Genomic DNA, 25,726 nt, shown 5'->3' with positions numbered 1-25,726 from the left:
TTGGTGTTTTTTTATTAATTTTTTGTTTAAGAAATGTAATTTTTATGTTGATTTTTTGTTCCTCTGGTATTAGCATCTTGGTACTATCGCTAATTAAGGGAACAATTATGAAGAAAATACTTATTATTGATTCTATTTATGAAAAACATTTTAGTGATTTACAGATAGAGAAAGACATATTACATGGTTATGATTTAGATTTATTACATGTGAAAAGTTTAATGGATATACCAATAAGTTTACTTTCCCAAGCTGATGGCATTATTTTATGGGGTTGTGCATCTAGTATTGATTTGAATAGTAAAATTATTGATATGTTGGAAAAATGTAAGATTATTGTAAAAGCAGCAGTTGGGTTTGAAAATATTGATATTGATTATGCGAGATTCAAAAATATTCCTGTTTATAATATTCCAGATTATGGTACAGAAGAAGTTGCTGATCATGCAACGGCATTACTACTTTCATTAAATAGAAAAATTACTTTATTAAACTCTCATGTTAAAGAAAATATTTGGGAATGGATAAATGCTAAAGAAATTCCAAGGTTAAGAGGGAAAAGTCTAGGGATTATCGGTTTTGGTAGAATAGGTCAAGCTCTTGCATTAAGAGCGAAGCCATTTGGATTAAAAATAGGTTTTTATGATCCTATTGTAAATAGTGGTATAGATAAATCTCTAGGCGTATTTAGATACGAGAATATAGAGAATTTACTATCAGAGTCAGATTTTATATCTATTCACTGCTCTTTGAATCAAAGCTCATATCATTTGATAAATACGAATAATATAGAATGTATCAAAAAGGGGGCTGTTCTTATAAATACTGCTAGGGGTGCTATAGTTTCAACAAGTGCATTAAAATTGTTATTAGAAGAAGAAATTATTTCTTTCGCTGGTTTCGATGTACTAGAGAATGAACCAAATGTAGATCTAGATATTGTTAATCATAAATCTGTAGTAGTAACTCCACATTCTGCATTTTATTCTTCGGAGGCGTTTTTAGAAATGAGACAGAAATCATCAAAGTTATTACTTGATTTTTATAATGGTAAATGTCTTAGAGATAAAGTTAATTAAAAAATAGGTATGTATGAAAAATATTGATGTTAAATTTTTAGATGATACAAGATTTGCAGAAAAATTAACTCCTTATCTTAAGAAGCTGTCTGAAAAAAGTGAAGCTATTCGAGAAATGTACTATTTTAATGCTGAATATGAAAATATTCATGCTGATCTTAGTGTTGATTTATTAAATGAAAAGAAATCATCTCCTGTATTTGGTACAGTGAAAAAATATGATGGGCAAATATTAGTACTACTATCGTATACTTGTGCAGCTAACTGTAGATATTGTGAGAGGCAGGATCGAGTTGGTGTAGGATTAGATGTCGAAGGACGGCTAAGATTAGAGCAAATAGATGATATTGTAGAATATATCAAAGACGATCCATCAATTTATGAAGTTATTGCTAGTGGCGGAGATCCTTTAACTAACCCACATGGATTAAAATATTTATTTGAGAAATTAAAAGATATTGAGCATGTTAAGGTTCTTAGAATACATACTAGATTCCCTCTACAAAATCCAGATAAAGTTAGGTTAGATATATTAAAAGATATAGCTAATTGCAAACCAACAATGTATTTAAGCTTACATATTGATCATCCTGATGAGCTTCAACCAGAGGTTATAGAATTAATATCACAATTTAGACGTATGGGATATATATTATTATGCCAAACTGTCTTTCTTAAAGGCATAAATGATAGTGTTAGTATATTAAAAAAGCTATTTTTGACACTTTTCCAATTAGGAGTCAGACCATATTACATATATCATGGTCAGGAAGTTACTTCAACTACTAGATTTGTAATGTCTATTCAAGATGAAATCGATATTATGACTGTATTAAGAAATGAGTTATCTGGTTTAGCATTTCCTCAACATGTAATAGATATTCCAAATGCCTCAGGAAAAGTTGTTTTTCCTAGTAATCATTGGAAATATGATACAAATACTGTTGTAGATTTTTTAGGGAAAAAGATCAGTACTTTGAATTGGCAAGAGGAAAAATAGCATGAAATTAATGATTGTTTTGCAAGATCTTGTGATTTTCCGCTCAAATTGGGCAAATCTGGTTTCAGAAGATCAGCACATCTTGTTGATTACAAGTAATACAGGGTTATTATCTTTAGGTAGTAATAAACCTTATTTTAATAATATTATCGTTGCTGAACCTTACTTATTTGAAAATATTTCACAAAACTTATCGGATTTTTTATCTACCCATTCTTATTCTCTTGATAATATTCGTATTCTCTGTAATGACGAATATTTACTCCCTTTAGCTGCTAGAGTTAGAGATAATTTTAATATTATCGGTGATAAATTAATTGATATTTTAAAGTTTACCAATAAAATTACAATGAAGGAGAAAATTGCTGATCAGATTAAATTACCTAAATATATTCAACATACCTCACAAAAATACCATTCATTAGAAAGTTATCTCACTGAAATTATTAATTATCTTTCTTTGCCAATTATCGCAAAACCAACAAACTTAGCCGCTTGTGATGGTGTAGTTAAGATAACCTACAAAGAAGAACTTGAAAAATGGCTATTAGAAAATAAAGAGTCTGAAAACTATGAATTGGATGAATATGTTGATGGGACGCTTTATCATATTGATTCGATTATTCAAGATAATAAGGTTTTATCAGTCTTTATTGGTCAGTACTCTTCACCTGTTGCTGAATTTTTAATGGGTAAACCAAATGGTACAATTCTACTTTCTTATGAAGATAAAGATTACTTAAAACTTATTAAGTTTAATCAGTCAGTTTTAAATGCAATGGGAAATTTGCCAAATTGTGTTACTCATTTAGAAGTATTCATTAATGATAAAGGAGAGGCTATTTTCTTGGAAATCGCAGCAAGGGCTGCTGGAGGAATGATTCCACAAATGTATCAAAAAGCCTTTAATATTCATATTGAAGAGATTCATTTTAAACTTCAGATGGAAAAAGATATTTATATTCCAAACAGTTTGAATAGTTATGTTGCTTGGTTATGGTTCCCTAAAAAAGAAGGAAAGTACTTAAATAAATCAGCAGAATTGTTGATTAATAGTGACTATACAACATTTTGGGATGTTGATGAAGAAACACCTCAAACAGAAGTAAACTCTATTAGAGATAGAATAGGGGGTGTTATGATAGAAAATAAAGATTTATATCAATTAAAAAAAGATTTCTATTGGTTATGTCATCACTATGAACCTTATAAATAGTATAAATTTAATTAAGCTATGGTTGCCTAGTGCTATAAGTATTCTATTACTTAGTATTGAATTGCCTCTTGTTGCATTTCTAATGTTAGATAACCCTATAGATATTACTCATAATTATACGGTTGCAATTGCTTACCTAATGTTCGCAAATGCGATTATTTATCCTATAGCTCCTTTTATTGTAAAAAATGGTAATAATAGTCATTCACTAAAATGGAGTGTGGCAATTATTATTTCTGTTTTTCTTATCTTTAATGGTTATGTTTCTTTATTTATTGATAATCATTCTGTTAGAGAAGTTTCTCATTTTTTATCTATTTCACTCATATTTATTGGGTTGAAAAGATATTTACAGGCCTGTTTGATAATTAATAAATATACTCTCCCAGTTTCTCAATCTGCTTTTGTAAGAGTATTTATTACTTGCACAATGAGCATTCTACTCCTAAATCAAGAACTAAATACTCGATATGATATATTAGTAGTGTTTTCAATCTTATCTGGGGGATTCGTAGAAGTCATTCTTTTAGGTCATTATTTATACAAAAGGAATATAAAATTACTGGAAAACAAAATTCAAGTGATACAGCATAAAGAGAATATCTCTTCATATCTTGCACTTGTACTATTATTTGCCTCTTATTTAGCAAGCAACTTATTATTAATGATTTTTTTTAAAGATGATGAGTGGGTTACACAGTATTGGACTATGATATTTACTCTTTCATCACTTTCTATTTATCCTTTACTTGATGTTGATAGTATTTTTATCAAAATAAAACAAGATTACTCGAGTGATTTATATGGATTTTGTATAACTGTATCAATTGTTACATCAATATTTTCATTAATTATTTTATTTGCTTTATCAACTCTAATTAAGTCAGAGAGTCTTATTCAATATATCTATACGCCTTATGTTTTTGGCTCTTTTCTAATCACTCCATTTCTATGGAGTACTAGGAGTGTTATGAGGATTGAGTATATTTTATCTAACAAGAGTATCATTACGATATTTACTATCATCGGTGCATTTGTTTTATCCTTATCTTTAGGTAGATTACTGAATATTTCTTCTCCTGTTATTTTATTTAATATGATTATCTTGTCAGAAATTCTTATCTACTTTTTATATAAATGGACTAAAAAACATATTAAATCCATCGTTAGCTAATAAAAAATAAGCGATTGACGTTGGTAAATATCAATCGCTTATTATTTTTAATTAAGAATAAATCACTATACCCAATACTTATCAATTTCTGCACGAATCGCTTCAGCGGTTTGTTTACCTTTTTCACCCACTAATGCACGACCGGCAATAAAGGCTTTGGCATTTTTAATTTCTTTGAACAAGTGAATATCTTCTGGCACAATACCACCCGTGATAGAGACCTCAATGCCTAAATCAGACAGTTGCTTCATTAACTCGATATCTTCTGCTGTCCAGCCTTTACCTGCTAATTCTGCATCACGAGAGCGATGATAAATTGCTTGCGTAACCCCTAATTCCACCCACTCTTTGGCGTCTTTTTCAACTGTCCAGTTGCCGTAGATCTCAATTTGAATCTCTTTTTTCACTTTGAGTTCTGGGTGAGCTGCATTGAACTCATCAGCCACTTTTTTACAAGCAGCTTTGGTTGCTGGGTGAGCAGCGGCAGAAACAGTGAGCCAATCTGCACCTGCTTCAAACGCCATTTTAGCTAAAATTGCACCACCGTCGGTGGTTTTTAGATCGCACACAATGATGTGATTTGGGTGTAATGCACGTAAGGTAGAAATGGCTTTCATACCTTCTGCAAAGGCTAAAATTGTGCCACACTCTATGATTTCTACTAAATTTTCAGCTTGTTTTGCATCCGCAACAGCTTTTTCTAAACTGAGTGAATCTAATGCGATTTGTAGTAAGGGTTTTGACATATTAATATTCCTCTGTGGATTTTAAAATTTGTTAGTACTAGCCGTTCAATGCGTTATCAATCATTACATAAACATCATCAGCAGTTTTACAGGCTAAGACTTTTTCTAAATTTACCCCTGTTTCACTCTCTTCATCGTCTAAAACTTGGGTAATTTCCATCAAACCTTGCATATGGCGGTCTGAATCGCTCCCTGCCAGGGTAAATAACACAGAAACAGGCTCATCTTCGCCATCGAAATAGACAGGTTCTACCAAAGTGACTAACGCAAATGACGTTTTAACCACACCTTCTTCAGGACGTGCGTGTGGCATTGCCAGTCCTGGAGCAAGAATGATGTAAGGTCCCATTTCTTCAATTTTGCTGATAATGTTATCGTAGTAAAGAGGTTCAATAGCCCCAGATTTTTCAAGTAGATCTGTACCTAGTTTAATTGCTTCTTTCCAGTTTGCTGCTTTTTGATTAAGAAGAATTGAATTGTTTTCAATAAGAGATTGTTTTAAGTTCATTTTCTTTCCTTAAAGATAATTACTATACAAATCATAACAGATTAATAACTAGAATTAATTAAAACTTCTTCACCATATCCACCTGCTTGTGGGAACGGTAAATAAGTTGAATTGGTTGCACGCAATAAACGAATACCACGAATACCCGCCTCTTTTGCTGCAAGAATGTCATCATCACTATCGCCATAATGTAACTGTACATTATGTTTTAAAATGCCTGCCGTTTTATTAAATTTAGTTTTAAGTTGATCTACGCCGTGTCCACCCATAAAATTCACCGGCTGCATATCTTTAATGCCAAATGTTTTTGCTAACAATGGTGTTAATTGATCATCTTTACCGGCTGTACGCCCTGTAATAAAGAAAATTTTATCTCCTCGCTCTTGATGCATATTAATAAGTTCACGGGCAGCCTCTTTTGGAATAGAATATTTATCACAACCTGCATTGATTTCATCCCAGAAATCTTGATTTTTCAGATAGCTGTAATCATTTGGTGAATATTTTTCTTTACCATAATAGAAACAACCGCTACTTGCCAATACAGTATCATCAATATCAAAACTAACATTCATTGGCGGCTTTCCTTCAAGGCTTGCTTTGATTTGCTCGACTGAAACCCAATGAATTGGTGCTTGTTGTTTTTCAATGCTACGAGTGTCAAAACCTGGTTGAGTGTATGGTTCTTTTGGTGCTGCTTGAACAGTACATACTAAGGCAGTTGATAGTAAAGTGAATAGAAAAGTACGAGAGAATTTCATATATTATTCCTGTTAGTAAATTTCCCCTTACAAAGTAAGGGGAATTAGGATTATTTTGCCTGATGTTTGTTGATTAATTCAACTAATTCATCGCCGAATGAGTTCGGGTTTAGCATATTTTGCACGCCGAGTACCGCTTTACCCTCTGGCACATCGATTTCATTGGCTAAGTGTTTGCTTGAGACAATAATATCTACTTCACTTAATTTGCCTTTGTAATCAGTTACCGCACAAGAGTCCATAATATTTGGAATACCGCGTTTGTCTAAATAGCCTTTGATCTTCATTTTCATCATCATTGATGAGCCTTGACCTGAGCCACACACCGCAAGAATACGAATCGGATTTGCAGGATTTGCAGAATTTTCAGCATTTTCGACCGCTTGTTGTACTGCTTCCGCTTTTGACTTTGCTTTTACGTCATCTAAACCGTAGCCGTCAAGCTGTTCAAGGTTTAAACCTTTCGTAGCGGCTTCTGCTTCTTCTGCACGAAGTTGTTTAGATGCGAAGAACATATACACCATAGCTGCTGCCACAATCACGAAGAAGAAGCCTGGAATACTAATAATACCTTGTAGGATTGGAGGGAAAAATAATGCCCAGTCTGCCATACCCATCCAGCCGTTGAAGGTTGTGCCTTGGCTCGCTAACATTTGGATTACCCATGCAGAGCCTAACACTTCGATGATACCCATCACAAAACAGATTTTCATCACCGCTTTCCAACCACCGAATTGGTTTGCAAACACACCAATAGTTGCGTTAGAGAAGAACATTGGAATAAAGCCTGGAATGATTAATACTGGTGAACCAACGGCTAATAATCCGCCTACTGCCACGAACTGACCGATTGCCCCCCACATAAAGCCGAATACCATCGCATTTGGCGAGAATGCGTAAATTGCTGCACAGTCGATAGCTAATACTGAGTTTGGAATTAAGCGTTCTGCGATACCTTTGAAGGCTTCAGAAAGCTCTGCTACGAACATACGTACACCCGTTACAATAATTTGAATTGCCACCGCAAATTTCAAGCCCATTTCAAGAATATACATAAACCAGTTGGTTTTGCCTGCTAGCTCTTTTAAGTTATCTAAGCCGAAAGAGAGTAAGATAATGCCGAAGAAAACGGTCATTACTAAGGCTGTTGCTGAGATACTGTCGTGGAAAATGTTTAACCAGTTCGGTAATTTCATTTTATCCACAGTATCGTTTTTATCGCCAAGTTTTGGAGCAAGTTTTACTGCAATCCAAGAAGCAATTTGTTGTTGATGCCCGATAGAGAAGCCTGCACCACCTGTTACTGCTTGGGTTGGTTTATACATAATGTTGGAAGAAATACCCCAGTAAAGAGCCATTAACACAGAAGTGTAAATGATGGTTTCCCACATTGAGGCACCAATGATCATATAGAACACTGCAACCAAGCCTGCTTGTTGGAACATAATGTGCCCTGTAAGCATAATCGTGCGGATACCGGTTAAACGGCGGAACACCACCAGTAAGATATTTAAGAATAATGCACCAATTACCGCATAGCCTACCCAAGAGTAATTTTCACCCATTGTTTGAATGGTCGATTGCATACTGGTGTAAGGGTCAATAACCGCACCTGCAAGTTGATGGTATTTTGCTAAACCCTCAATAACGGGTTTGAAGTTGGTTACAAGAAAGCCTGAACCAGCTTGTACAATCATAAAACCAACAATGGTTTTTATCGTACCTTTAAGAACAGTAGAAGTATCTTTTTTAAGAAGAATGTAACCTAAGCAAGCTACAATACCTAACAAGAAAGGGGCTTTATTCAGCACTTGATCCTTTAAGAAAAGGAGAATATCAGTAATAAATTCCATAAGAGAACCTCTTATTTTTGGTGAATCAAAACAGAGAATAAATTTCACAGGGAAATTGTTAGGCTGAATAATAGCAACAAAATTAGATTAAAAAAGATTGTATTTGATTATTTGTGAGAGAGATCACAAAATTTTTTCATTTTGCCCTGTAGAGTTTATGATTAACTCACTGCCCAACGCAATTTTAGACACAGCGGCTTTACTACAAGCGGTCAAATCTTTGCCATCTTTTACCGATTGCGTGATAACCCTGCCAGTCTTGCTTGTTTCTGAAAGCTAAGAAATGATTAAACAAGATGAACAAAATTTACACACTATTTTTGAGCAGTACCTAAAAAATTAGACACAGATCACATTTTCAAAAAAATTGTTTGACGATTTTTTTTGATTATGTATGATTGTTTTTGATTATTTTATTTCAATCCTGAGAGCTAGGAGTTCGCAATGAGCAAAATTTCAGAAATTACCCATGAAAGCTGGATTTTATCAACCTTCCCAGAGTGGGGGACTTGGTTAAACGAAGAAATTGAAGAGGAAGTTGTGCCAGAAGGCAACTTTGCAATGTGGTGGTTAGGCTGCGTTGGTGTATGGATAAAAACGCCAGCAGGTGCCAATATCTGTATGGACTTATGGTGTGGTCGTGGTAAATCAACTAAAAAAGTGAAAGATATGGTACGTGGTCACCAAATGGCGAATATGGCAGGCGTGCGTAAATTGCAACCGAACCTGCGAGCCCAACCGATGGTACTTGACCCTTTTGCGATCAACGAAGTGGACTTTATTTTAGCTTCTCACTACCATTCAGACCATATTGATGTAAACGTAGCTGCAGCAATAGTGAATAATCCAAAACTGAATCACGTGAAATTTGTCGGTCCGTGGCACTGTGCCGAATTGTGGAAAAAATGGGGCGTACCAGAAGATCGCATCATTGTGGTTAAACCAGGCGATGTCGTCAAATTAAAAGACGTCGAAATTCACGCATTAGATTCTTTCGACCGCACCTGCTTAGTCACTTTGCCCGTTCAAGGAGCAGAAGAGCGTGATGGTGAATTGTCAGGCTTATGCCCATCTGATGAAGAAATGGGACGTAAAGCTGTCAACTATGTATTTAAAACGCCTGGCGGTAATATTTACCACGGTGCAGATTCGCATTATTCCATCCAATTTGCTAAACATGGTAAACAATTTGATATTGACGTTGCATTAAACAACTATGGCGAAAATCCAGTAGGTATTGCTGATAAAATGACTTCAATTGATTTATTACGTATGGCAGAATGTTTACGTTGTAAAGTAATCATACCAGTGCATCACGATATTTGGACAAACTTTATGGCAAGCACGCAAGAAATCATTGATCTATGGCGTATGCGTAAAGATCGTTTACAATACAAGTTCCACCCATTTATTTGGGAAGTGGGTGGCAAATATGTTTACCCTCGTGATAAAGATTTAATTGAATACCACCACCCACGTGGCTTTGATGACTGTTTTGAGCAAGAACCTAACATTCAATTTAAATCAATGCTGTAATGGCTAACTAGGGGCGAATTGCAATTCGCCCCTAGCTTTTACTGTTCATTACAACATTACAATAAACAAGGATGGAATAATGAACGAAAGCTACAGACACAAAGAGTTATTAGCACTACTGGCTGAGCGAAAAATTCTCTCAACCGCAGACATTATGCAGCGGCTAAATATTTCCCCAGCCACCGCAAGGAGAGACATTAATAAATTAGATGGACAAGGTAAATTAAAAAAAGTCAGAAATGGTGCTGAAGCTATTTTCTCTCCCTCACATAAAACCCCTAAAAAAACCAACAATGCTGAACAAAAAAGACGCATCGCTGAAATAGCTGGGGGGTTATGCAAAGAAGGAGAAAGTTTAATTCTAACCTGCGGTTCTACAATGGAAATGCTTGGCAATGTGCTATGTGGGAAAAAATTGCAAATTATTACCAATTATCTACCGCTTGCAAATCAACTGATTGAAGGCTCTCACGATGATGTAGTCATTATAGGCGGACAATACAATAAAAATAAAAAAGTGATGCTCTCACTCAATACACAAAATGAACTCAGTTATGCTGCAACAACTATGTTTACCAGTGGCAAAGGCTTAACCACTGAAGGTTTATTTAAAACTGATATGATTATTGCCAATGCCGAACAACAAATGGCAAAACACGCTGAACGTTATGTTGTCTTATTGGATAGCACTAAACTGGGTAAAAAAGTCGGTATGCTATTTAAAGAATTCAATAAAATTGATTTATTGATTACAGGAAAAGAAGCTGATCCAACCATTATTCAGGAGTTGAAAGCAAAAGGATTAGAGATTATTTTGGCGTAATGGCGTTACATCAAATCTCCCCCACCCCTCTTTTCTAAAGAGGGGTGACCCATCGGAGTAAATTTAAAGTTCATCTGGGCTTTTTTAAGCTAAATAATAAAAGATGAATAGAAATTTTATGGAGATCAGTTCCCCTCTTTAGCAAAGAGGGGTTAGGAGAGATTTGGCAGAAGTAATTTACGCTCATACTCAATTTTAATATCATATCAAATAAACAAAATATTATTTCAAGGAAAACTTATGAGAAAACACAAACTCGGTATTTACGAAAAAGCCTTGCCAAAAAATATTTCGTGGCAAGATAGACTTTCCATCGCCAAAGTCTGCGGTTTTGACTTTGTGGAAATGTCGATTGACGAAACGGACGAGCGCCTTTCCCGCCTTGATTGGAGCAAAAAAGAGCGTGCTAAATTAGTGAAAACAATCATTAATACGGGTGTAACCATTCCATCAATGTGCTTATCAGGACATCGCCGTTTCCCATTCGGTTCTCGTGATGAAGCAACACGTCAAAAAGCCTATGAGATTATGGAAAAGGCTATCCAATTAGCGGTTGATCTCGGCATTCGCACCATTCAGCTTGCTGGCTATGATGTTTATTACGAAGAGCAAGACGAAGGCACAATCCAACGTTTCCAAGAAGGCTTAGAATGGGCTGTAGAGCTTGCGGCAAGCAACCAAGTTACTATTGCAGTTGAAATTATGGATACCAAGTTTATGAGTTCTATCTCACGCTGGAAAAAATGGGACGATATTATTAAATCCCCTTGGTTTACCGTGTATCCCGATTTAGGCAATCTCTCTGCGTGGAATGATAACGTAGCGGAAGAACTTAAATTAGGCATAGATAAAATTTCAGCAATCCACTTGAAAGATACCTACAAAGTCACTAAAACTTGCAAAGGACAATTCCGTGATGTGCCGTTCGGTGATGGCTGTGTAGATTTTGCCGCTTGCTTTAGAACACTGGCTGAATTAAATTATCGTGGTGCATTTTTAATCGAAATGTGGACAGAAAAAGCAGAAGAGCCAATTGCGGAAATTATTAATGCCCGCCGTTGGATTGAACAAAAAATGACAGAAGGGGGCTTCACGCTATGACTCAATTAACTGAATTAACACCGGCATTACAAGCATTAAGAGAACGTGTTTTAAAAGCAAATTTAGCATTACCAAAACACGGTTTAGTTACTTTCACTTGGGGCAATGTAAGTGAAATCGACCGTGAAACAGGCTTAGTTGCGATTAAACCATCTGGTGTGGAATATGATGCAATGACGGTTGAAGATATTGTGCTTGTCGATTTACAAGGCAACCGTGTATATGGGGATAAAAAACCCTCTTCTGACACCGAAACTCACTTAGCACTTTATCGTGAATTTACAGATATTGGTGGCGTAGTACATACGCATTCACGCAACGCTGTGGGTTGGGCTCAAGCGGGTAAAGATCTGTTAGCACTTGGTACAACACAAGGCGATTATTTCTATGGTGCGATTCCTTGCACTCGTAAAATGACGCCTGAAGAAATTGCGGGTGGATATGAGCTAGAAACTGGTCGAGTGATTGTGGAAACTTTCCGCACACGAGGCATTGAGCCAACCGCTATTCCAGGCGTATTAGTGCATTCACATGGTCCATTCACTTGGGGTAAAAACGGACACGATGCGGTGCATAATTCTGTCGTATTAGAAGAAATTGCTTATATGAATTTTATCAGCCATCAAATTCGCCCTGATATTCAGCCAATGCAACAAGAGCTTCTCGATAAGCACTACCTCCGCAAACACGGTAAAAATGCCTACTACGGACAATAATTCAAACGGAAAAATCAGCACAGCAATGTGCTGATTTTTTATAACTAATTTCTATAAAAAAGTATTTCTAATTCTTTCCCTTTTTATTTTACCTCTCGCACAATAGCCATCATTATCCCCAGAATGTTTATGCGATATGAACTGGACTTATATTTATAACAGTATCCCCAAATTTTTAGATGCCGCTTGGCTGACCTTGCAGCTCTCATTCTGGGAGATTTCTCTTTCTCTCCTTTTCGGGCTGATTATTGCTGTTATCACCACTTACAAAATGCGACCGCTTGATAGCATTGCAAAAGGTTATATAGAGCTTTCCCGTAACACACCTCTGCTAATTCAGCTCTTTTTTCTTTACTATGGCTTACCGAAAATCGGGATTAAGTGGGACGGTTTCACTTGCGGTGTGATTGCTTTAGTTTTTCTAGGTTCTAGCTATATGGCAGAAAGCCTACGAGCAGGTTCACAAGCCATTCCGAAAGGGCAAACAGAGACTGCAAAATCTATCGGCTTAAAGCCTTACCAAATCTTCCGATATGTTATTTTCCCTCAAGCGTGGGCGGTTTCAATCCCTGCCGTTGGAGCAAATATACTCTTTTTAATTAAAGAAACCTCTGTCATTAGTGCTATTGCCGTAGCAGAGCTATTATTCGTCACTAAAGATATTATCGGAATGGATTACAAAACTAACGAAGCGTTATTTATGCTATTCATTGCCTATTTAATTATTTTGCTACCAATATCGCTTTTAGTTCGTCATTTTGAAAACAGAGTAAGGAAGGCAAAATATGGGATTTGATTGGTTATGGGAAGGGCAAAATGCCGCCCGATTGGCTCAAGGATTATGGCTAACAGCGAAAATCTCTTTTATATCCGTTGCACTATCATTGGTTTTCGGCACATTATTTGTGCTTGATTATGCGTTCAAATAGCCTAATTGTGCGTGGATTTGCTCGTTTTTACCTTGAAACAATACGCATTGTGCCAATCTTAGTTTGGCTCTTTATGCTCTATTTCGGCATATCTACTTGGTTAGATATTCACATTAGCGGTGTTTGGGTGTGTATCTGGGTGTTTACCTTATGTGGAACGGCTGAAATGGGCGATTTAGTACGAGGGGCTTTAGCTTCAATCGAAAAACACCAAATCGAATCAGCCAAAGCAATCGGCTTAACCCGTATGCAGATTTTCCGCTATATTGAACTACTGCAAGGCACTCGCCGACTACTGCCAAGTGCGATTAAGCTATTTACTAGAATGATTAAAACCAGCTCACTCGCTGCACTCATTGGCGTGATTGAAGTGGTAAAAGTGGGGCAACAAATTATTGAAAACTCACTACTAACCAGCCCAAATGCGTCATTCTTCGTTTATGGACTTATTTTTGTTCTGTATTTCTTAATTTGCTAGCCACTTTCATTATTGGCGAATAAATTAGAACATAGGTGGGAGAGTTAATTACTGTGCAATATTTAGTTTAACATCAAGCCCTTTAAGAGCATCTTGCACGTTTCCAAACAAGCCGTTATCGCAAATAATTTGATCAAATACGGTTAAAGGACAAACAAAAAACGTAGCCACTTTGCCGTATTTTGATGAATCAGTTACTAAAATATTTTCTTTTGATGATTGTAATATCGCCTTTTTTACAGGAATTTTATTTTCATTTGGCGTTGTTAAACCTTTCAAGCTCCAAGATGAAGTTGAAATAAAGGCAATATCAATAGAAAGATTTTTAAGAAACTCCGCAGCAAGAGAGCCTGTGGTTGAGAAATTTTCTTTGCAAACACTCCCACCTATATGAATTAAATCACATTTTCCTGCATTACTAAGATAATGAGCGATTACAAAGTCATTTGTAATAACCAGTAGATCTTTTCTCTCGGCAATTTGATGAGCAATTTCTAAGGTTGTTGTACCCGCATCAAGATACACTGTTGTGTGGTTTGAAATCAGCTTTGCGGCTAAAGTACCGATAGCAGATTTCTCATCGTGAAACAAAGTTGATTTATCAATATGTGGCAATTCAGCCGCTAATCGCTCAACAGATTGAGCTCCTCCTGAAACTAATGAAATTCTGCCTTCATCTTCAAGTTTTTGAATATCACGGCGGATAGTCATATGCGACACATTTAACTTATCCGCCAAAAATTGAATGCTAGCCACCCCATTATTATTAATAAATTGCAATATCTTTTGTTGTCGTTCGATAGGAATCATTTTTTCGCCTAATTTTAGTTGTTGTAACAAATTATATCAGATTTAGCCCCCAAACTTAAAATAACAAAATTTAACATTTATTGTTAATATTTGTGATCTTTATCACAGATTTTATCTTTCCTATTGGTTAATATACGCCCATCAAGTTCATTAATTTATTTGAGGGAATAAACAATGAGTCAAAAATATAGCGTAGCCGTCATCGGCTTAGGTGCAATGGGTATGGGAGCAGCAAAATCTTGTATCGCTGCCGGATTAGACACATACGGTGTGGATCTTAACCCGAATTATCTGGAAACCTTAAAAGCAGCAGGTGCTAAGAAAGTCGGCACAAGTGCGGTCGATTTTGCCGCTGAATTAGATGCGGTGTTGTTGTTGGTGGTTAATGCCAACCAAGTGAATGCGGTGTTATTCGGTGAAAACGGCTTAGCCCAACATTTGAAACAAGGCACGGTGGTGATGGTGTCTTCCACCATTTCTGCACAAGGTGCAAAAGATATTTCACAGAAATTAACAGATTTAGGCTTGGTGATGTTAGATGCTCCGGTTTCCGGTGGGGCAGCAAAAGCGGCACAAGGTGAAATGACCGTAATGGCATCAGGCTCAAGTGAAGCGTTTGAGAAACTAAAACCTGTTTTAGATGCTGTTGCAGGAAAAGTTTATAACATCGGCGAAGAGATCGGCTTAGGTGCAACGGTGAAAATTGTCCACCAATTATTAGCTGGTGTGCATATTGCCGCAGGTGCAGAAGCGATGGCATTAGCCGCTCGTGCCGGCATTCCGTTAGATCTGATGTACGATGTGGTAACTAATGCAGCAGGTAACTCTTGGATGTTTGAAAACCGTATGAAACACGTTGTTGATGGCGACTACACCCCGCTTTCAATGGTAGATATTTTCGTCAAAGATTTAGGCTTAGTGAATGACACAGCGAAATCATTACGCTTCCCACTTCATTTAGCAAGCACAGCGTACTCAATGTTTACTGAAGCAAGCAATGCAGGTTACGGCAAAGAAGATGATAGTGCGGTCATCAAAATTTTCAGCGGTATTGAGCTACCAAAAAAGGGAGACAACTAATGTTAGGCATTATTGCAGATGATTTTACTGGTGCGAGCGATATTGCCAGCTTCTTAACCGAAAACGGGCTAAAAACGGTGCAAATGAATGGTGTGCCGAAAGCTACACTCAACAGTCAAGTTGATGCGATTGTGATTAGCCTGAAATCTCGCTCTAACCCTGTGGAAGAAGCAATCCAACAATCATTACAAGCCTTAGATTGGCTGAAACAAAACGGTTGCTCGCAATTCTACTTTAAATATTGCTCTACCTTCGACAGCACGGAGAAAGGCAATATCGGGCCGGTAACCGATGCGTTAATGGCGGCATTAGACACCGATTTTACGGTGGTCACACCGGCTCTGCCTGTTAATGGCAGAACCATTTTCAACGGCTATTTGTTTGTGGGCGATGTGCTACTAAATGAATCCGGTATGCGTAACCACCCGATTACCCCGATGAAAGATGCCAACTTGGTGCGTTTAATGGACGCACAATCCCAAGGCAAAACTGGCTTGGTCGCCTATGCGGAGGTGATTCAAGGGGCAGAGCGTGTGAAAGCTCGTTTTGCTGAACTGAAACAGCAAGGCTACAAATATGCGGTGGTAGATGCTGCCGATAATTCACAACTTGCCGTGCTTGCCGAAGCCGTTGCCGATTTCAAATTAATCACAGGCGGTTCAGGCTTAGGGGCTTATATGGCGGCTTACCGTTCAGGTGGTAAAAAAGGCACGAATGCGTTTGTGCCAAGCAAAGGTAAAACCGTTGTGCTTTCAGGTTCTTGCTCAGTAATGACGAATAGCCAAGTAAATGCTTATAAGCAACAAGCTCCAAGCTATTTCTTAGAGGCAGAAAAAGCGATTAACAATCCGAACTATGTAGAAGAAATCTACCAATGGGTGCTTGAGAATTTAGATAGCGAACTAGCTCCTCTGGTTTATGCCACCGTTCCCCCTGAAAAATTGAAAGAGATTCAAACCCAATTCGGCGGCGATAAAGCCAGCCACGCCATTGAAAATACCTTTGCCAAACTAGCAGAAAAGCTGCAAGCAGCAGGTGTAACTAACTTTATTACCGCTGGTGGCGAAACCTCAAGCATTGTGGTTCAACAGCTTGGATTTAGCGGTTTCCACATCGGTAAACAAATTGCACCGGGCGTACCCTGGTTACAAGCGGTCGAAAAACCGATTTTTCTTGCATTGAAATCCGGTAACTTCGGTAAAGAAGATTTCTTCAGTTTTGCTCAGGAGATGTTTGTATGACAGAACAAGAACAAAAGATTGAAATGGTCAATCTTGCCCGCTCGCTGTTTGAGCGAGGATATACCGTAGGCGGAGCGGGCAACCTTTCCGTTCGTTTAGATGAAAATCGTATTTTAGTTACGCCAACAGGCTCATCACTTGGGCGACTACAGGCGGATCGCCTTTCAGTCCTTGATATGGAAGGAAATGTTCTTGAAGGCGATAAACCTTCTAAAGAATCGATTTTCCATTTGGCGATGTATCAGAAAAATCTGGCTTGCCAAGCGATTGTGCATCTACACTCCACTTATTTAACCGCACTTTCTTGCTTGGAAAATTTGGATACCGACAACGCTATGCGTGCTTTCACCCCTTACTATGTGATGCGGGTGGGAAAATTGCCGGTCATTCCTTACTACCGCCCGGGAGACATCAACATTGCCCGAGAGCTGGGGGAACGAGCCTTAGACGGTAAGGCCTTTTTACTGGCAAATCACGGGGTGGTAGTCACAGGTTCAGACTTGCGTGATGCGGTGGATAATACCGAAGAGTTGGAAGAAACCGCCAAGCTCTATTTTATTCTACAAGGTCAAAAAGTCCGTTATCTCACCGATGACGAAGTCAATGATCTGAAAAACAGAGGAAAATAAAATGCCTAAATTTGCAGCAAACCTTACGATGATGTTTAACGAAGTGCCGTTTTTAGATCGTTTTGAAGCGGCAGCAAAAGCAGGTTTCAAATATGTTGAATACCTTTGGCCTTACGATTATCCGGCAGCAGAACTGAAAGCCAAACTTGAGCAATATGGCTTAAAACAGGTGTTATTCAATACCGCAGCCGGCGATGTTGCTCAAGGGGAATGGGGCGTTTCCGCCATTCCGGGGCGTGAAGCCGATAGCCATCGTGACATTGATTTGGCGTTGGAATACGCCCTCGCATTAGGTTGTAAAAATGTGCACGTGATGGCAGCGGTCGTGCCAAAAGGCGAAGATCGTGAAGCCTATAAACAAACCTTTATCGAAAACGTGCAATATGCCGCCGATAAATTCAAACCGCACGGCATTAACGTTTTGCTTGAAGCCCTAAGCCCGGAAGTGAAACCGAATTATCTGCTTAAAAGCCAGTTTGATACGCTGGAAATTGTAGAAGCGGTAAACCGAGACAATGTGTTTGTACAGCTTGACTACTTCCACGCACAGAATGTGGACGGCAACTTATCTCGCCTAACCGACAAACTCAAGGGTAAATTTGCCCACATTCAAATTGCCTCTGTGCCGGATCGCCACGAACCGGACGAAGGGGAAATCAACTACGAATATATTTTCAATAAACTCGATGAAATCGGTTACGAAGGCTATGTGGGTTGTGAGTACAAGCCGAGAGCGGAAACAACTGCTGGATTGGGTTGGTTTGAGCAATATAAATAGAGGGATAGACAAAATGAATATCGTCATTACAGGTGGAGCAGGCTTTTTAGGACAACGCCTTGCAAAAACCTTATTAACTCAGCATTCAGACAAAATTGAAGAATTAGTATTAGTTGATGTTATTAAACCCACAGCTCCAAATAATGACTCCCGTGTACGTTGTTTAGAAATGGATCTAAGAAATCCTGAAGGTTTAGATGCAATTATTACCGAAAAAACAACCGCTATCTTCCATTTAGCGGCGATTGTAAGTAGCCACGCAGAGCAAGATCCTGATTTAGGTTATGAAATCAATTTCTTGACCACTCGTAATCTATTGGAAATCTGCCGAAGAAATAATCCGAATATTCGCTTTATTTTCTCCAGCTCGTTAGCGGTATTTGGAGGCGAGCTCCCAGATGTGATTACTGATGGGACAGCAGTGACACCACAATCGACTTATGGCTCACAAAAAGCAATGTGTGAATTGCTCATCAATGACTATTCTCGCAAAGGTTTTGTTGATGGCATTGTACTTCGTTTACCAACCATTTGTATACGTCCGGGTAAACCAAATAAAGCGGCTTCCTCTTTTGTTAGCAGCATTATTCGTGAACCACTAAACGGTGAGGAAGCGGTTTGTCCGGTTTCTGAAGAATTACGCTTGTGGATCTCCAGCCCGAATACGGTGATTAACAACTTTATTCACGCTTTAACTTTGCCTTCATTGCCACAACGCAGTTGGCATGTCATCAACTTACCTGGCTTTACGGTCAGTGTAAAACAAATGTTATCTGACTTAGCTTCAATAAAAGGAGAACAAATCTTACAAAAAATCCGTTTTGAATTTGATGAAAATATTAACAACATTGTCGCAAGTTGGCCGGTTGAAATTGATAACTCAACGTCACTGAACTTAGGTTTTACGGCAGATGTTGATTTTAAGGAAGTGATTCAACGATTTATTAAACATGATATGTAACTTAGGAGCAACAGTATGTTTGGCTTACCCATTCCAATCATAGGGCTATTGATTGCCGTATTTGTCTTAGTCTATTTAGTATTAAAAACACGTGTTCATGCATTTATTGCAATGTTAATTGCCTCCGCTATTGCTGGTCTCGTTGGTGGTATGTCCGTCAATGATACATTAGGTGCAATCAGCAAAGGTTTTGGTGGCACATTAGGTGGTATCGGTATCGTGATCGGTTTAGGGGTCATGATGGGAAGTGTACTGGAAGTTTCCGGTGCAGCAGAAAAAATGGCTTACAGCTTTATCAAAATGCTAGGCAAGAAAAAAGAAGAGTGGGCATTAGCTATCACAGGTTATGTGGTGAGTATTCCAATTTTCGTAGATTCTGCTTTCGTTATTCTTTATCCCGTAGCTAAAGCCTTAGCGAAAAACGGAAAACGCTCACTTTTAACCTTAGGGGTTGCACTTGCAGGTGGTTTGGTCGTTACACACCACACTGTGCCACCAACACCGGGTCCACTAGGCGTGGCAGGATTATTTAATGTCGATCTTGGCTTAATGTTGTTAGTGGGTATGGCACTTGCGGTGTTACCTGTGATCGGTATTGTGCTTTATGCGAAATGGTTGGATAAAAAATACCCTGAGTTTAACCAAGAAGTCTTCACCCAAGAAGAATTAAAACAAAAATATGATGACTACATTGAAAGCCGTGAGAAGAAAAACTTACCAAGTTTGTTCCTTTCCATGTTGCCAATCGTGTTGCCTATTGCACTGATCTTCATTAAAGCTATGTTTGATTTAGCTGTAAAAGGCAATGCTGAATTATCACAGTCAGTGGTTTATCAATTCTTCGCTTTCGTCGGCCACCCAATGATCGCACTGGCATTGAGCGTATTGGTTGCCGTTTATACTCTTCTTCCGAATACGGGCAGAAATGAGACCGCACTTCATCTTGAAGAAGGTGTGAAAACTGCAGGAATTATTTTATTAGTAACAGGTGCAGGTGGTGCATTAGGTGCAGTATTGCGTGATAGCGGTGCAGGCAAACAATTGGCAGAACAAATTGCCCAATTACCGATTTCACCGATCCTCATTCCGTTTATTGTTTCAACCCTTGTTCGCTTTATTCAAGGTTCAGGCACAGTAGCAATGGTGACAGCAGCCTCTATTTCAGCCCCGATCTTAGCTCAAATTCCAGGGGTGAATATGTTACTTGCTGCACAGGCAGCTACTATGGGATCGCTCTTCTTCGGTTACTTTAACGACAGCTTATTCTGGGTAGTAAACCGTATGATGGGCATCAACGATGTGAAGAAACAGATGATCGTTTGGTCTGTACCAACCACTATTGCGTGGGGTATCGGCGGCATTAGCGTAATTTTAGCCAACCTTGTTTGGGGTAACGATGGTTCATTATTTGACCTCGCCTTCCCTGTTGGTGTGATGGCAATTATTGCAATCTATATCAAATCACAAAACAAAACATTAAATAAGTAATGCAATCATAAATAGACTATGGGATCTTCTCATAGTCTATTTTTTTATATACAAGGAAATACTATGAAAAAACCTCTCTCCCTTCTTGCAGGACTAGCGTTTTCCACTTTCCTATACGCTGCCGATGAAATTAAACCTAACGAGGCAGTCAATATTACTCTGCTGGCAGAAATCACCGCTCAAGGGCAAAAAATTAACGGATTGGCGTTGGAATACCCTGAAAATGTGCTGTCGGGTAGCGATCTTCGCCAACTTTACCAAATCCAAACCAGTTTAGACAATGCGGAAAAGGAAAGCCGTTCAGTATTGAAAGCCTATGTGAATGCCGAGCCAAAAACGACCGCACTTCCGCAAGCCGGTAAATTTGTGATTGTTGAATTAGATACGGCAGATAAAAATGCGGCAACTTATAGCGTAAAAGATGCCAATAAAGCACCGATGAAGTTTAAATCCAAAGATGAAAACGGCAACATTGTAGAAACAGAGAAAGTACAAGCGGTCAAAATTCCTGAATTTTTTGCAAATCGCTTAGCCTATTCGGTAGAACAAAAAGGCTTACTCAAATTAACTAATGGCACAACCTTAGGCAAAGCAGAGTGGACACAAACTGCCGAGCCTGAAAAAATCAAAACCACTTACCTTGACGATTTCAAAACAAAACAAGTGAACTTAGATAAGCCTGAAAATAAGCTGAACTATCGGCTCTATTCGCCTTTGCAAAAAAATGGCGAAAAATACCCGCTTGTGATTTTCCTACACGGTTCAGGGCAAGTGGGTTCCGATAATCTTGCTCACTTAATTTCCAGTAAAGGGGCGATTGCAACCTCACCTTATGAGCCAAGTTTTGTGCTGGCACCGCAATATGACCAAGTCTTTGACCCATTTGATAATGCTGCCAAAGGGCAAAAAGGCGGTATTCATTGGCAGACAGACAGACAACCGTATCAACCTTGTATTCAAAATGATTGATGAAACCATCAAAGCCAACCCACAAATTGATATCAACCGCATCTATGTGAATGGCTTATCTCGAGGAGCAGAAGGCGGATTAAATCTGTTGCTGGCTCGCCCGAATTTCTTTGCAGGAGCATTATTAATGAGCGGTCGTGAAGCCTACACCAACGAATGGGTGGACGGCAACGCAACCAAAGAGAACTTAGCGGCAATTAAAGATTTACCGATTTGGTTCTTCCACAGCAAAGAAGACAAAGTCTCGCCTGTAAAAGGCTCTCGCATCAACTACCAAATTCTACACGAGCAGCTTAATGCCCCAAATGTGAAATACACCGAATTTAGCTTTGAACAAGCCGGCGACAACGGTATTGTCAATAACAACCCTCACAACACTTGGGACGCTGTGTATAACAGCCCTGAAGTGATTGAGTGGTTACTTCAACAAAAACGCCCATAGAGGACTTTATTATGACGTATCAATATCTTTCTTATCCATTAGATGTGAATGACCCTGGTTTTCCCAGCGAGCCGACATTGAGCTTAGAAACTTGTACGAGTACTGATAAAGGTGATGTGTATAACAGTTCCAAAATTCATCTGTTTAACCATTTTGGATCGCACTTTGATGCCCCTCGCCATTTTAATCCGAATGGCGTAACAATTACGGAGCTGCCGCTTTCTCAATTTATCTATGAAAAACCCTTGTTGCTAGATATTCCGAAACAATCAGGGCAGATGATAGAACCTGAGGATCTACAACCACATTTAGCCGCTATTCAACAAGCTGATTTGTTATTGATCCGTACAGGTTTTGAACAGCTACGCAAGGAAAATCCGAGCGAATATGCCCATAATGGTGGAGCAGTTAGCATTCAATGTGCCGAATTTTTGATTAAAAATGCAGCAAATTTGAAAGCGATTGGATTTGATTTTATTTCGCTGGCTTCCCCAGCTCACCCTGATCACGGTGTAAAAGCCCATCAAGTTATGCTTGGAATGTATAGCTCGAATTTTATCTGCATTATTGAGGATTTAATGTTATCGGAAGTAAAAGCTGAGCAACTCAAAAAAGTGTTTGCTTTACCTTTACGAGTAAAAGGCGTTGATAGCTCGCAAGTTACAGTCTTGGCAGAAATCCAATAGGAAAAAAGATGAAAACAAGTAAATTTAGCTTAGTGTTAGCCATTATTTTCTTAGCATTGAGTTTTATCAGTAGTTATATTGGCTCATTGATTGAGCGGGATTTCGGCAGAATTGATGTTTCAACCGTGAGCTTTATGACGGAGCAGAATCAACCGATGATAGCCAAACTCTATCGTCCGATCTCTGCAACTGAAAACTCGCCTAAACCTGCCCTCTTGGCATTGCACGGTTATCAAAGCGATAAAGAAGCCACCAATACTTTTGGTGCATTAGAACTGGCAAAGCGAGGTTTTGTAGTATTAGCCATTGACCACTTTGGTCACGGCTACTCAACAAAATTACCAGCCTCGAATAAAACGATCAGCGGTGCAAATAATGGCTATCAATATTTAAAAACGCTTCCTTTCGTTGATAAGGAAAAACTGGGGATCTTTGGGCATTCCACAGGGGCATTAAATGCGATCCGAGTAGCAAAACTAAACCCTGATCACAAAGCAGTAAATGGTTTAAGTAGCAATGGTGGCGATAAAGAGTTAAACAACTACTTATTAACACAGGGGTTATATGAAGAAATTGGAATTTATCGGGAAAAAACGTTCCCGGTAAAAGATCTTGTAAATAATGAAGCAAGATTGACCGCTTTCTCATTGCCTAGTGGTGAAAACTTGAAATGGGATCATACTTACGGCAACTTCAATGATGGTTCAGCACGCCGAGCAGCCTTAGTTGATGGCACGCATTTAGGTGTAATGATCGCAGAACACAGTAATAAAGAAGCAATTCTTTGGTTTAACCAAGCTCTCCAAAATGGCGAAAAAGGAGAAGGCTGGATTGAGCCTGAGCAACAAACCTATTGGTATAAAGAGTTTAGCGGCCTATTTGCCCTATTTTTTGCTGTTATTTCTGCATTGTTTTTAGCAAATCATTTACTAAAAGCCCCTTATTTTGCTGCGGCAACACAAACCGTTACTACCAAGATGGCAATCACACCAAGCCGTTGGCGGTTATTTGCAGTAATTAATATTGCAGTTACTATCGTACTTTATCCTTTATTAACCCAATGGGGTGGAGCGAATGAGCCCATTGCTGCAAAATTGAGCTTTATGCCTTTAGAGATGGGGAATGGAATTATCACTTGGCTGTCGGTTAGTGCTGTGATTAACTTCCTGTTTTTCTTCCTTTGGAAAAAAACAAGCACGATTTCATTAGCAGAATTTGGCGTATTAAGCCACTTTAGTACAAGTAAAGCTATCGGACGCAATTTAATGCTAAGTATAGTGTTAGTTATTTGGCTCTATGCTATCGCCTTTATTGCTCATTCAATTTGGGGGACGGAATTACGCTTCTTATGGCCGTTACTAAAACCATTAACGATAGAACGCTTTGAACTATTTTTCATTTATTGGATACCAATTTTGCTCTTCTTCCTCAGTTTTAATGGTTTAATTGTATCTGTACAAATGAAACAGCCATTATCAAGCAGTTTTTCCTCAACCCTCTTGAGTTGGTCATTCAAAACCATCTTATTTGCTGCAGGTGGATTAGTCATTTTATGGTTATTCCATTTTGTACCGAACTTTATGCAAATAGGGCCGGGTTTTGACATACTCGGATTGCCTCAATTTGGTGGTCGATGGATGATGATGTTAGCAGTTATTATTCCACAGTTTGTGGTATTTACGATTATCAACCACTGGTGTTACCTTAAAACTGGCTATATCTACTTAGGGGTGTTTTTTACCTCAATGTTGATGGCTTGGATTATGGTTGGTGGGCAAGTAATCGGACGGTTTTTAGCCTAATTTACTAAATATATACCAAGAGCTAATCTTATGATGATTAGCTCTTTTTTAATCTTCTTATTAAAAACATTCCTTATAATCAAAAGTTATACAAAATAGCTTCTTATGATTCCCTTTCTTAATTATTTTTCTGCAAAATGCTTTCATAAATAACTTAACGTTACGCATATATGCCTTTACTTTCTATTCAAAACTTGCATAAAAAATATGGCGAGACTGTCGCAATTAATAATCTGAGTTTAGATTTGCATAAAGGCGAAGTTGTTGTGCTGCTTGGGCCTTCTGGCTGTGGTAAGAGTACCTTGCTTCGCTGTATTAATGGCTTGGAAGATAAACAAGGAGGTACAATTTCAATGCAAGGTGTTGGCGAATTTGGCAAAGATTTGAGTTGTGAGCAATCTCGGCAAAAAGTGGGAATGGTATTCCAAAGCTATGAATTATTCGCCCATTTAAACGTTATTGAAAATATTTTACTTGGCCCATTAAAGGCTCAAAAACGCAGTCGGGAAGAAGTGGAAGCTCAGGCAGATTTACTCTTAAAACGAGTTGGTTTATTTGATAGAAAAACCGCTTTTCCACGAGAACTGTATGGCGGGCAGAAACAACGGATCGCCATCGTACGAGCGTTGTGTATGAACCCTGAAGTTATTTTGCTAGATGAAATTACAGCAGCACTTGCCCCTGAAATGGTACGAGAAGTGTTAGATGTGGTACTTGAATTGGCAGGTGAGGGAATTTCAATGCTCATTGTTACTCACGAGATGGGCTTTGCAGAGAAGGTTGCCGATCGCATCGTCTTTATGGATAAAGGAGAGATCATTGAACAAGCTCCTCCACAGATCTTTTTTAACGCTCCCAAAACCGAACGAGCTAAACAGTTCTTACACGGTTTAGATTATTAACTACTATTTGAGGAATGA

General features: G+C 38.3%; 23 protein-coding genes and 2 pseudogenes. 20 read left to right on the top strand and 5 right to left on the bottom strand.

Features of this window, described 5'->3' with window-relative positions:
• Nucleotides 1-107 precede the first annotated feature (107 nt).
• The 4 genes from HV560_RS02930 to HV560_RS02915 all read left to right on the top strand — a co-directional run bounded on the left by HV560_RS02930 (nucleotide 108) and on the right by HV560_RS02915 (nucleotide 4,469).
• Nucleotides 108-1,079: a C-terminal binding protein gene (locus HV560_RS02930; RefSeq protein ID WP_176812114.1), complete on the top strand. Its 972-nt coding sequence runs from the start codon at nucleotides 108-110 to the stop codon at nucleotides 1,077-1,079.
• 13 nt (nucleotides 1,080-1,092) lie between these two features.
• Entirely contained in the window at nucleotides 1,093-2,079 is a 987-nt protein-coding gene (locus tag HV560_RS02925) for a KamA family radical SAM protein (RefSeq protein WP_176807885.1), read from the top strand.
• Between the two features lies 1 nt (nucleotide 2,080).
• Nucleotides 2,081-3,295, top strand: coding sequence for an ATP-grasp domain-containing protein (locus HV560_RS02920; RefSeq protein ID WP_176807884.1), 1,215 nt, complete (start codon nucleotides 2,081-2,083; stop codon nucleotides 3,293-3,295).
• Nucleotides 3,296-3,377: 82 nt separating this feature from the next.
• Nucleotides 3,378-4,469 carry a hypothetical protein gene (locus HV560_RS02915; RefSeq protein WP_159628899.1) on the top strand — a complete coding sequence of 364 codons (1,092 nt, stop codon included), beginning with the start codon at nucleotides 3,378-3,380 and terminating at the stop codon, nucleotides 4,467-4,469.
• A 65-nt stretch (nucleotides 4,470-4,534) separates the two neighbouring features.
• On the opposite strand, the gene HV560_RS02910 is transcribed toward HV560_RS02915, so the two are convergent.
• From HV560_RS02910 to HV560_RS02895, 4 genes are read right to left on the bottom strand one after another with little or no spacing between them, the layout of a single operon-like run.
• Nucleotides 4,535-5,215, bottom strand: a complete 681-nt coding sequence (locus tag HV560_RS02910; protein WP_176807883.1) for a 3-keto-L-gulonate-6-phosphate decarboxylase UlaD — start codon at nucleotides 5,213-5,215, stop codon at nucleotides 4,535-4,537.
• 37 nt (nucleotides 5,216-5,252) lie between these two features.
• The gene (locus HV560_RS02905; protein ID WP_176812113.1) at nucleotides 5,253-5,723 is read right to left on the bottom strand and encodes a PTS sugar transporter subunit IIA; all 471 of its coding nucleotides are present in this window, start codon (nucleotides 5,721-5,723) and stop codon (nucleotides 5,253-5,255) included.
• Between the two features lie 41 nt (nucleotides 5,724-5,764).
• Nucleotides 5,765-6,484 (bottom strand): acid phosphatase AphA, encoded by a 720-nt coding sequence (gene aphA / locus HV560_RS02900; protein ID WP_176812112.1) that lies wholly within the window; start codon nucleotides 6,482-6,484, stop codon nucleotides 5,765-5,767.
• 50 nt (nucleotides 6,485-6,534) lie between these two features.
• Nucleotides 6,535-8,337, bottom strand: a complete 1,803-nt coding sequence (locus HV560_RS02895; protein WP_176812111.1) for a PTS ascorbate-specific subunit IIBC — start codon at nucleotides 8,335-8,337, stop codon at nucleotides 6,535-6,537.
• Nucleotides 8,338-8,781: 444 nt separating this feature from the next.
• Between HV560_RS02895 and ulaG the strand changes: the two genes are divergently transcribed.
• From ulaG to HV560_RS02865, 6 genes and pseudogenes are all read left to right on the top strand, one after another.
• On the top strand, nucleotides 8,782-9,873 hold the full coding sequence (gene ulaG, locus HV560_RS02890) for an L-ascorbate 6-phosphate lactonase (RefSeq protein WP_176812110.1): 1,092 nt from the start codon (nucleotides 8,782-8,784) through the stop codon (nucleotides 9,871-9,873).
• 79 nt (nucleotides 9,874-9,952) lie between these two features.
• On the top strand, nucleotides 9,953-10,696 hold the full coding sequence (ulaR, locus tag HV560_RS02885; protein ID WP_176807878.1) for an HTH-type transcriptional regulator UlaR: 744 nt from the start codon (nucleotides 9,953-9,955) through the stop codon (nucleotides 10,694-10,696).
• 240 nt (nucleotides 10,697-10,936) lie between these two features.
• Complete coding sequence (locus HV560_RS02880) at nucleotides 10,937-11,797, top strand: L-ribulose-5-phosphate 3-epimerase (RefSeq protein ID WP_176807877.1); 861 nt, start codon at nucleotides 10,937-10,939, stop codon at nucleotides 11,795-11,797.
• On the top strand, nucleotides 11,794-12,513 hold the full coding sequence (locus HV560_RS02875) for an L-ribulose-5-phosphate 4-epimerase (protein WP_176807876.1): 720 nt from the start codon (nucleotides 11,794-11,796) through the stop codon (nucleotides 12,511-12,513). The genes HV560_RS02880 and HV560_RS02875 overlap by 4 nt, the downstream gene beginning before the upstream one ends.
• Nucleotides 12,514-12,649: 136 nt before the next feature.
• Nucleotides 12,650-13,309: an amino acid ABC transporter permease gene (locus tag HV560_RS02870; RefSeq protein ID WP_176807875.1), complete on the top strand. Its 660-nt coding sequence runs from the start codon at nucleotides 12,650-12,652 to the stop codon at nucleotides 13,307-13,309.
• Nucleotides 13,299-13,920 (top strand): annotated as a pseudogene (locus tag HV560_RS02865) (amino acid ABC transporter permease). The gene HV560_RS02870 and the pseudogene HV560_RS02865 overlap by 11 nt, the downstream one beginning before the upstream one ends.
• Nucleotides 13,921-13,968: 48 nt before the next feature.
• Here the strand turns inward: HV560_RS02865 and HV560_RS02860 are convergent.
• Entirely contained in the window at nucleotides 13,969-14,730 is a 762-nt protein-coding gene (locus HV560_RS02860; RefSeq protein WP_176807874.1) for a DeoR/GlpR family DNA-binding transcription regulator, read from the bottom strand.
• A 174-nt stretch (nucleotides 14,731-14,904) separates the two neighbouring features.
• Here HV560_RS02860 and ltnD point away from each other — a divergent pair, with 174 nt between their 5' ends.
• The 10 genes and pseudogenes from ltnD to HV560_RS02810 all read left to right on the top strand — a co-directional run bounded on the left by ltnD (nucleotide 14,905) and on the right by HV560_RS02810 (nucleotide 25,708).
• A complete protein-coding gene (gene ltnD, locus HV560_RS02855) occupies nucleotides 14,905-15,810 on the top strand; it encodes an L-threonate dehydrogenase (protein ID WP_176807873.1) in 906 nt (301 codons plus the stop codon).
• Complete coding sequence (gene otnK / locus HV560_RS02850) at nucleotides 15,810-17,051, top strand: 3-oxo-tetronate kinase (RefSeq protein ID WP_176807872.1); 1,242 nt, start codon at nucleotides 15,810-15,812, stop codon at nucleotides 17,049-17,051. The genes ltnD and otnK overlap by 1 nt, the downstream gene beginning before the upstream one ends.
• The gene (otnC, locus tag HV560_RS02845; RefSeq protein ID WP_176807871.1) at nucleotides 17,048-17,680 is read left to right on the top strand and encodes a 3-oxo-tetronate 4-phosphate decarboxylase; all 633 of its coding nucleotides are present in this window, start codon (nucleotides 17,048-17,050) and stop codon (nucleotides 17,678-17,680) included. Before otnK ends, otnC begins: the two co-directional genes overlap by 4 nt.
• 1 nt (nucleotide 17,681) lies before the next feature.
• Nucleotides 17,682-18,458, top strand: a complete 777-nt coding sequence (otnI, locus tag HV560_RS02840; protein ID WP_176807870.1) for a 2-oxo-tetronate isomerase — start codon at nucleotides 17,682-17,684, stop codon at nucleotides 18,456-18,458.
• Between the two features lie 13 nt (nucleotides 18,459-18,471).
• Nucleotides 18,472-19,419: a D-erythronate dehydrogenase gene (gene denD, locus HV560_RS02835; protein ID WP_176807869.1), complete on the top strand. Its 948-nt coding sequence runs from the start codon at nucleotides 18,472-18,474 to the stop codon at nucleotides 19,417-19,419.
• Between the two features lie 15 nt (nucleotides 19,420-19,434).
• The gene (locus HV560_RS02830) at nucleotides 19,435-20,907 is read left to right on the top strand and encodes a GntT/GntP/DsdX family permease (RefSeq protein ID WP_159628885.1); all 1,473 of its coding nucleotides are present in this window, start codon (nucleotides 19,435-19,437) and stop codon (nucleotides 20,905-20,907) included.
• Nucleotides 20,908-20,970: 63 nt separating this feature from the next.
• Nucleotides 20,971-22,318, top strand: a pseudogene (locus tag HV560_RS02825) (alpha/beta hydrolase-fold protein).
• A gap of 11 nt (nucleotides 22,319-22,329) precedes the next feature.
• On the top strand, nucleotides 22,330-23,004 hold the full coding sequence (locus HV560_RS02820) for a cyclase family protein (RefSeq protein WP_176807867.1): 675 nt from the start codon (nucleotides 22,330-22,332) through the stop codon (nucleotides 23,002-23,004).
• Between the two features lie 8 nt (nucleotides 23,005-23,012).
• Nucleotides 23,013-24,806 carry an alpha/beta hydrolase gene (locus HV560_RS02815; protein WP_176809378.1) on the top strand — a complete coding sequence of 598 codons (1,794 nt, stop codon included), beginning with the start codon at nucleotides 23,013-23,015 and terminating at the stop codon, nucleotides 24,804-24,806.
• Nucleotides 24,807-24,976: 170 nt separating this feature from the next.
• Complete coding sequence (locus tag HV560_RS02810) at nucleotides 24,977-25,708, top strand: amino acid ABC transporter ATP-binding protein (RefSeq protein WP_176807866.1); 732 nt, start codon at nucleotides 24,977-24,979, stop codon at nucleotides 25,706-25,708.
• Nucleotides 25,709-25,726: the final 18 nt, after the last annotated feature.

It is taken from the genome of Mannheimia pernigra, assembly GCF_013377995.1.
Lineage (GTDB): Bacteria > Pseudomonadota > Gammaproteobacteria > Enterobacterales > Pasteurellaceae > Mannheimia > Mannheimia pernigra.
This window is presented reverse-complemented; position numbering and strand designations above follow the sequence as displayed.

Bases quoted from the DNA above. Each gene is read 5' to 3' on its own strand.
- HV560_RS02910 (WP_176807883.1), bottom strand. From the start codon at position 5,215: ATGTCAAAACCCTTACTACAAATCGCATTAGATTCACTCAGTTTAGAA.
- HV560_RS02815 (WP_176809378.1), top strand. From the start codon at position 23,013: ATGAAAACAAGTAAATTTAGCTTAGTGTTAGCCATTATTTTCTTAGCA.
- HV560_RS02925 (WP_176807885.1), top strand. From the start codon at position 1,093: ATGAAAAATATTGATGTTAAATTTTTAGATGATACAAGATTTGCAGAA.
- HV560_RS02915 (WP_159628899.1), top strand. From the start codon at position 3,378: ATGTTAGATAACCCTATAGATATTACTCATAATTATACGGTTGCAATT.
- otnI (WP_176807870.1), top strand. From the start codon at position 17,682: ATGCCTAAATTTGCAGCAAACCTTACGATGATGTTTAACGAAGTGCCG.
- aphA (WP_176812112.1), bottom strand. From the start codon at position 6,484: ATGAAATTCTCTCGTACTTTTCTATTCACTTTACTATCAACTGCCTTA.
- HV560_RS02930 (WP_176812114.1), top strand. From the start codon at position 108: ATGAAGAAAATACTTATTATTGATTCTATTTATGAAAAACATTTTAGT.
- HV560_RS02820 (WP_176807867.1), top strand. From the start codon at position 22,330: ATGACGTATCAATATCTTTCTTATCCATTAGATGTGAATGACCCTGGT.
- otnK (WP_176807872.1), top strand. From the start codon at position 15,810: ATGTTAGGCATTATTGCAGATGATTTTACTGGTGCGAGCGATATTGCC.
- otnC (WP_176807871.1), top strand. From the start codon at position 17,048: ATGACAGAACAAGAACAAAAGATTGAAATGGTCAATCTTGCCCGCTCG.
- HV560_RS02810 (WP_176807866.1), top strand. From the start codon at position 24,977: ATGCCTTTACTTTCTATTCAAAACTTGCATAAAAAATATGGCGAGACT.
- HV560_RS02830 (WP_159628885.1), top strand. From the start codon at position 19,435: ATGTTTGGCTTACCCATTCCAATCATAGGGCTATTGATTGCCGTATTT.
- ulaG (WP_176812110.1), top strand. From the start codon at position 8,782: ATGAGCAAAATTTCAGAAATTACCCATGAAAGCTGGATTTTATCAACC.
- ltnD (WP_176807873.1), top strand. From the start codon at position 14,905: ATGAGTCAAAAATATAGCGTAGCCGTCATCGGCTTAGGTGCAATGGGT.
- HV560_RS02895 (WP_176812111.1), bottom strand. From the start codon at position 8,337: ATGGAATTTATTACTGATATTCTCCTTTTCTTAAAGGATCAAGTGCTG.
- HV560_RS02875 (WP_176807876.1), top strand. From the start codon at position 11,794: ATGACTCAATTAACTGAATTAACACCGGCATTACAAGCATTAAGAGAA.
- denD (WP_176807869.1), top strand. From the start codon at position 18,472: ATGAATATCGTCATTACAGGTGGAGCAGGCTTTTTAGGACAACGCCTT.
- HV560_RS02880 (WP_176807877.1), top strand. From the start codon at position 10,937: ATGAGAAAACACAAACTCGGTATTTACGAAAAAGCCTTGCCAAAAAAT.
- HV560_RS02860 (WP_176807874.1), bottom strand. From the start codon at position 14,730: ATGATTCCTATCGAACGACAACAAAAGATATTGCAATTTATTAATAAT.
- ulaR (WP_176807878.1), top strand. From the start codon at position 9,953: ATGAACGAAAGCTACAGACACAAAGAGTTATTAGCACTACTGGCTGAG.
- HV560_RS02920 (WP_176807884.1), top strand. From the start codon at position 2,081: ATGAAATTAATGATTGTTTTGCAAGATCTTGTGATTTTCCGCTCAAAT.
- HV560_RS02905 (WP_176812113.1), bottom strand. From the start codon at position 5,723: ATGAACTTAAAACAATCTCTTATTGAAAACAATTCAATTCTTCTTAAT.
- HV560_RS02870 (WP_176807875.1), top strand. From the start codon at position 12,650: ATGAACTGGACTTATATTTATAACAGTATCCCCAAATTTTTAGATGCC.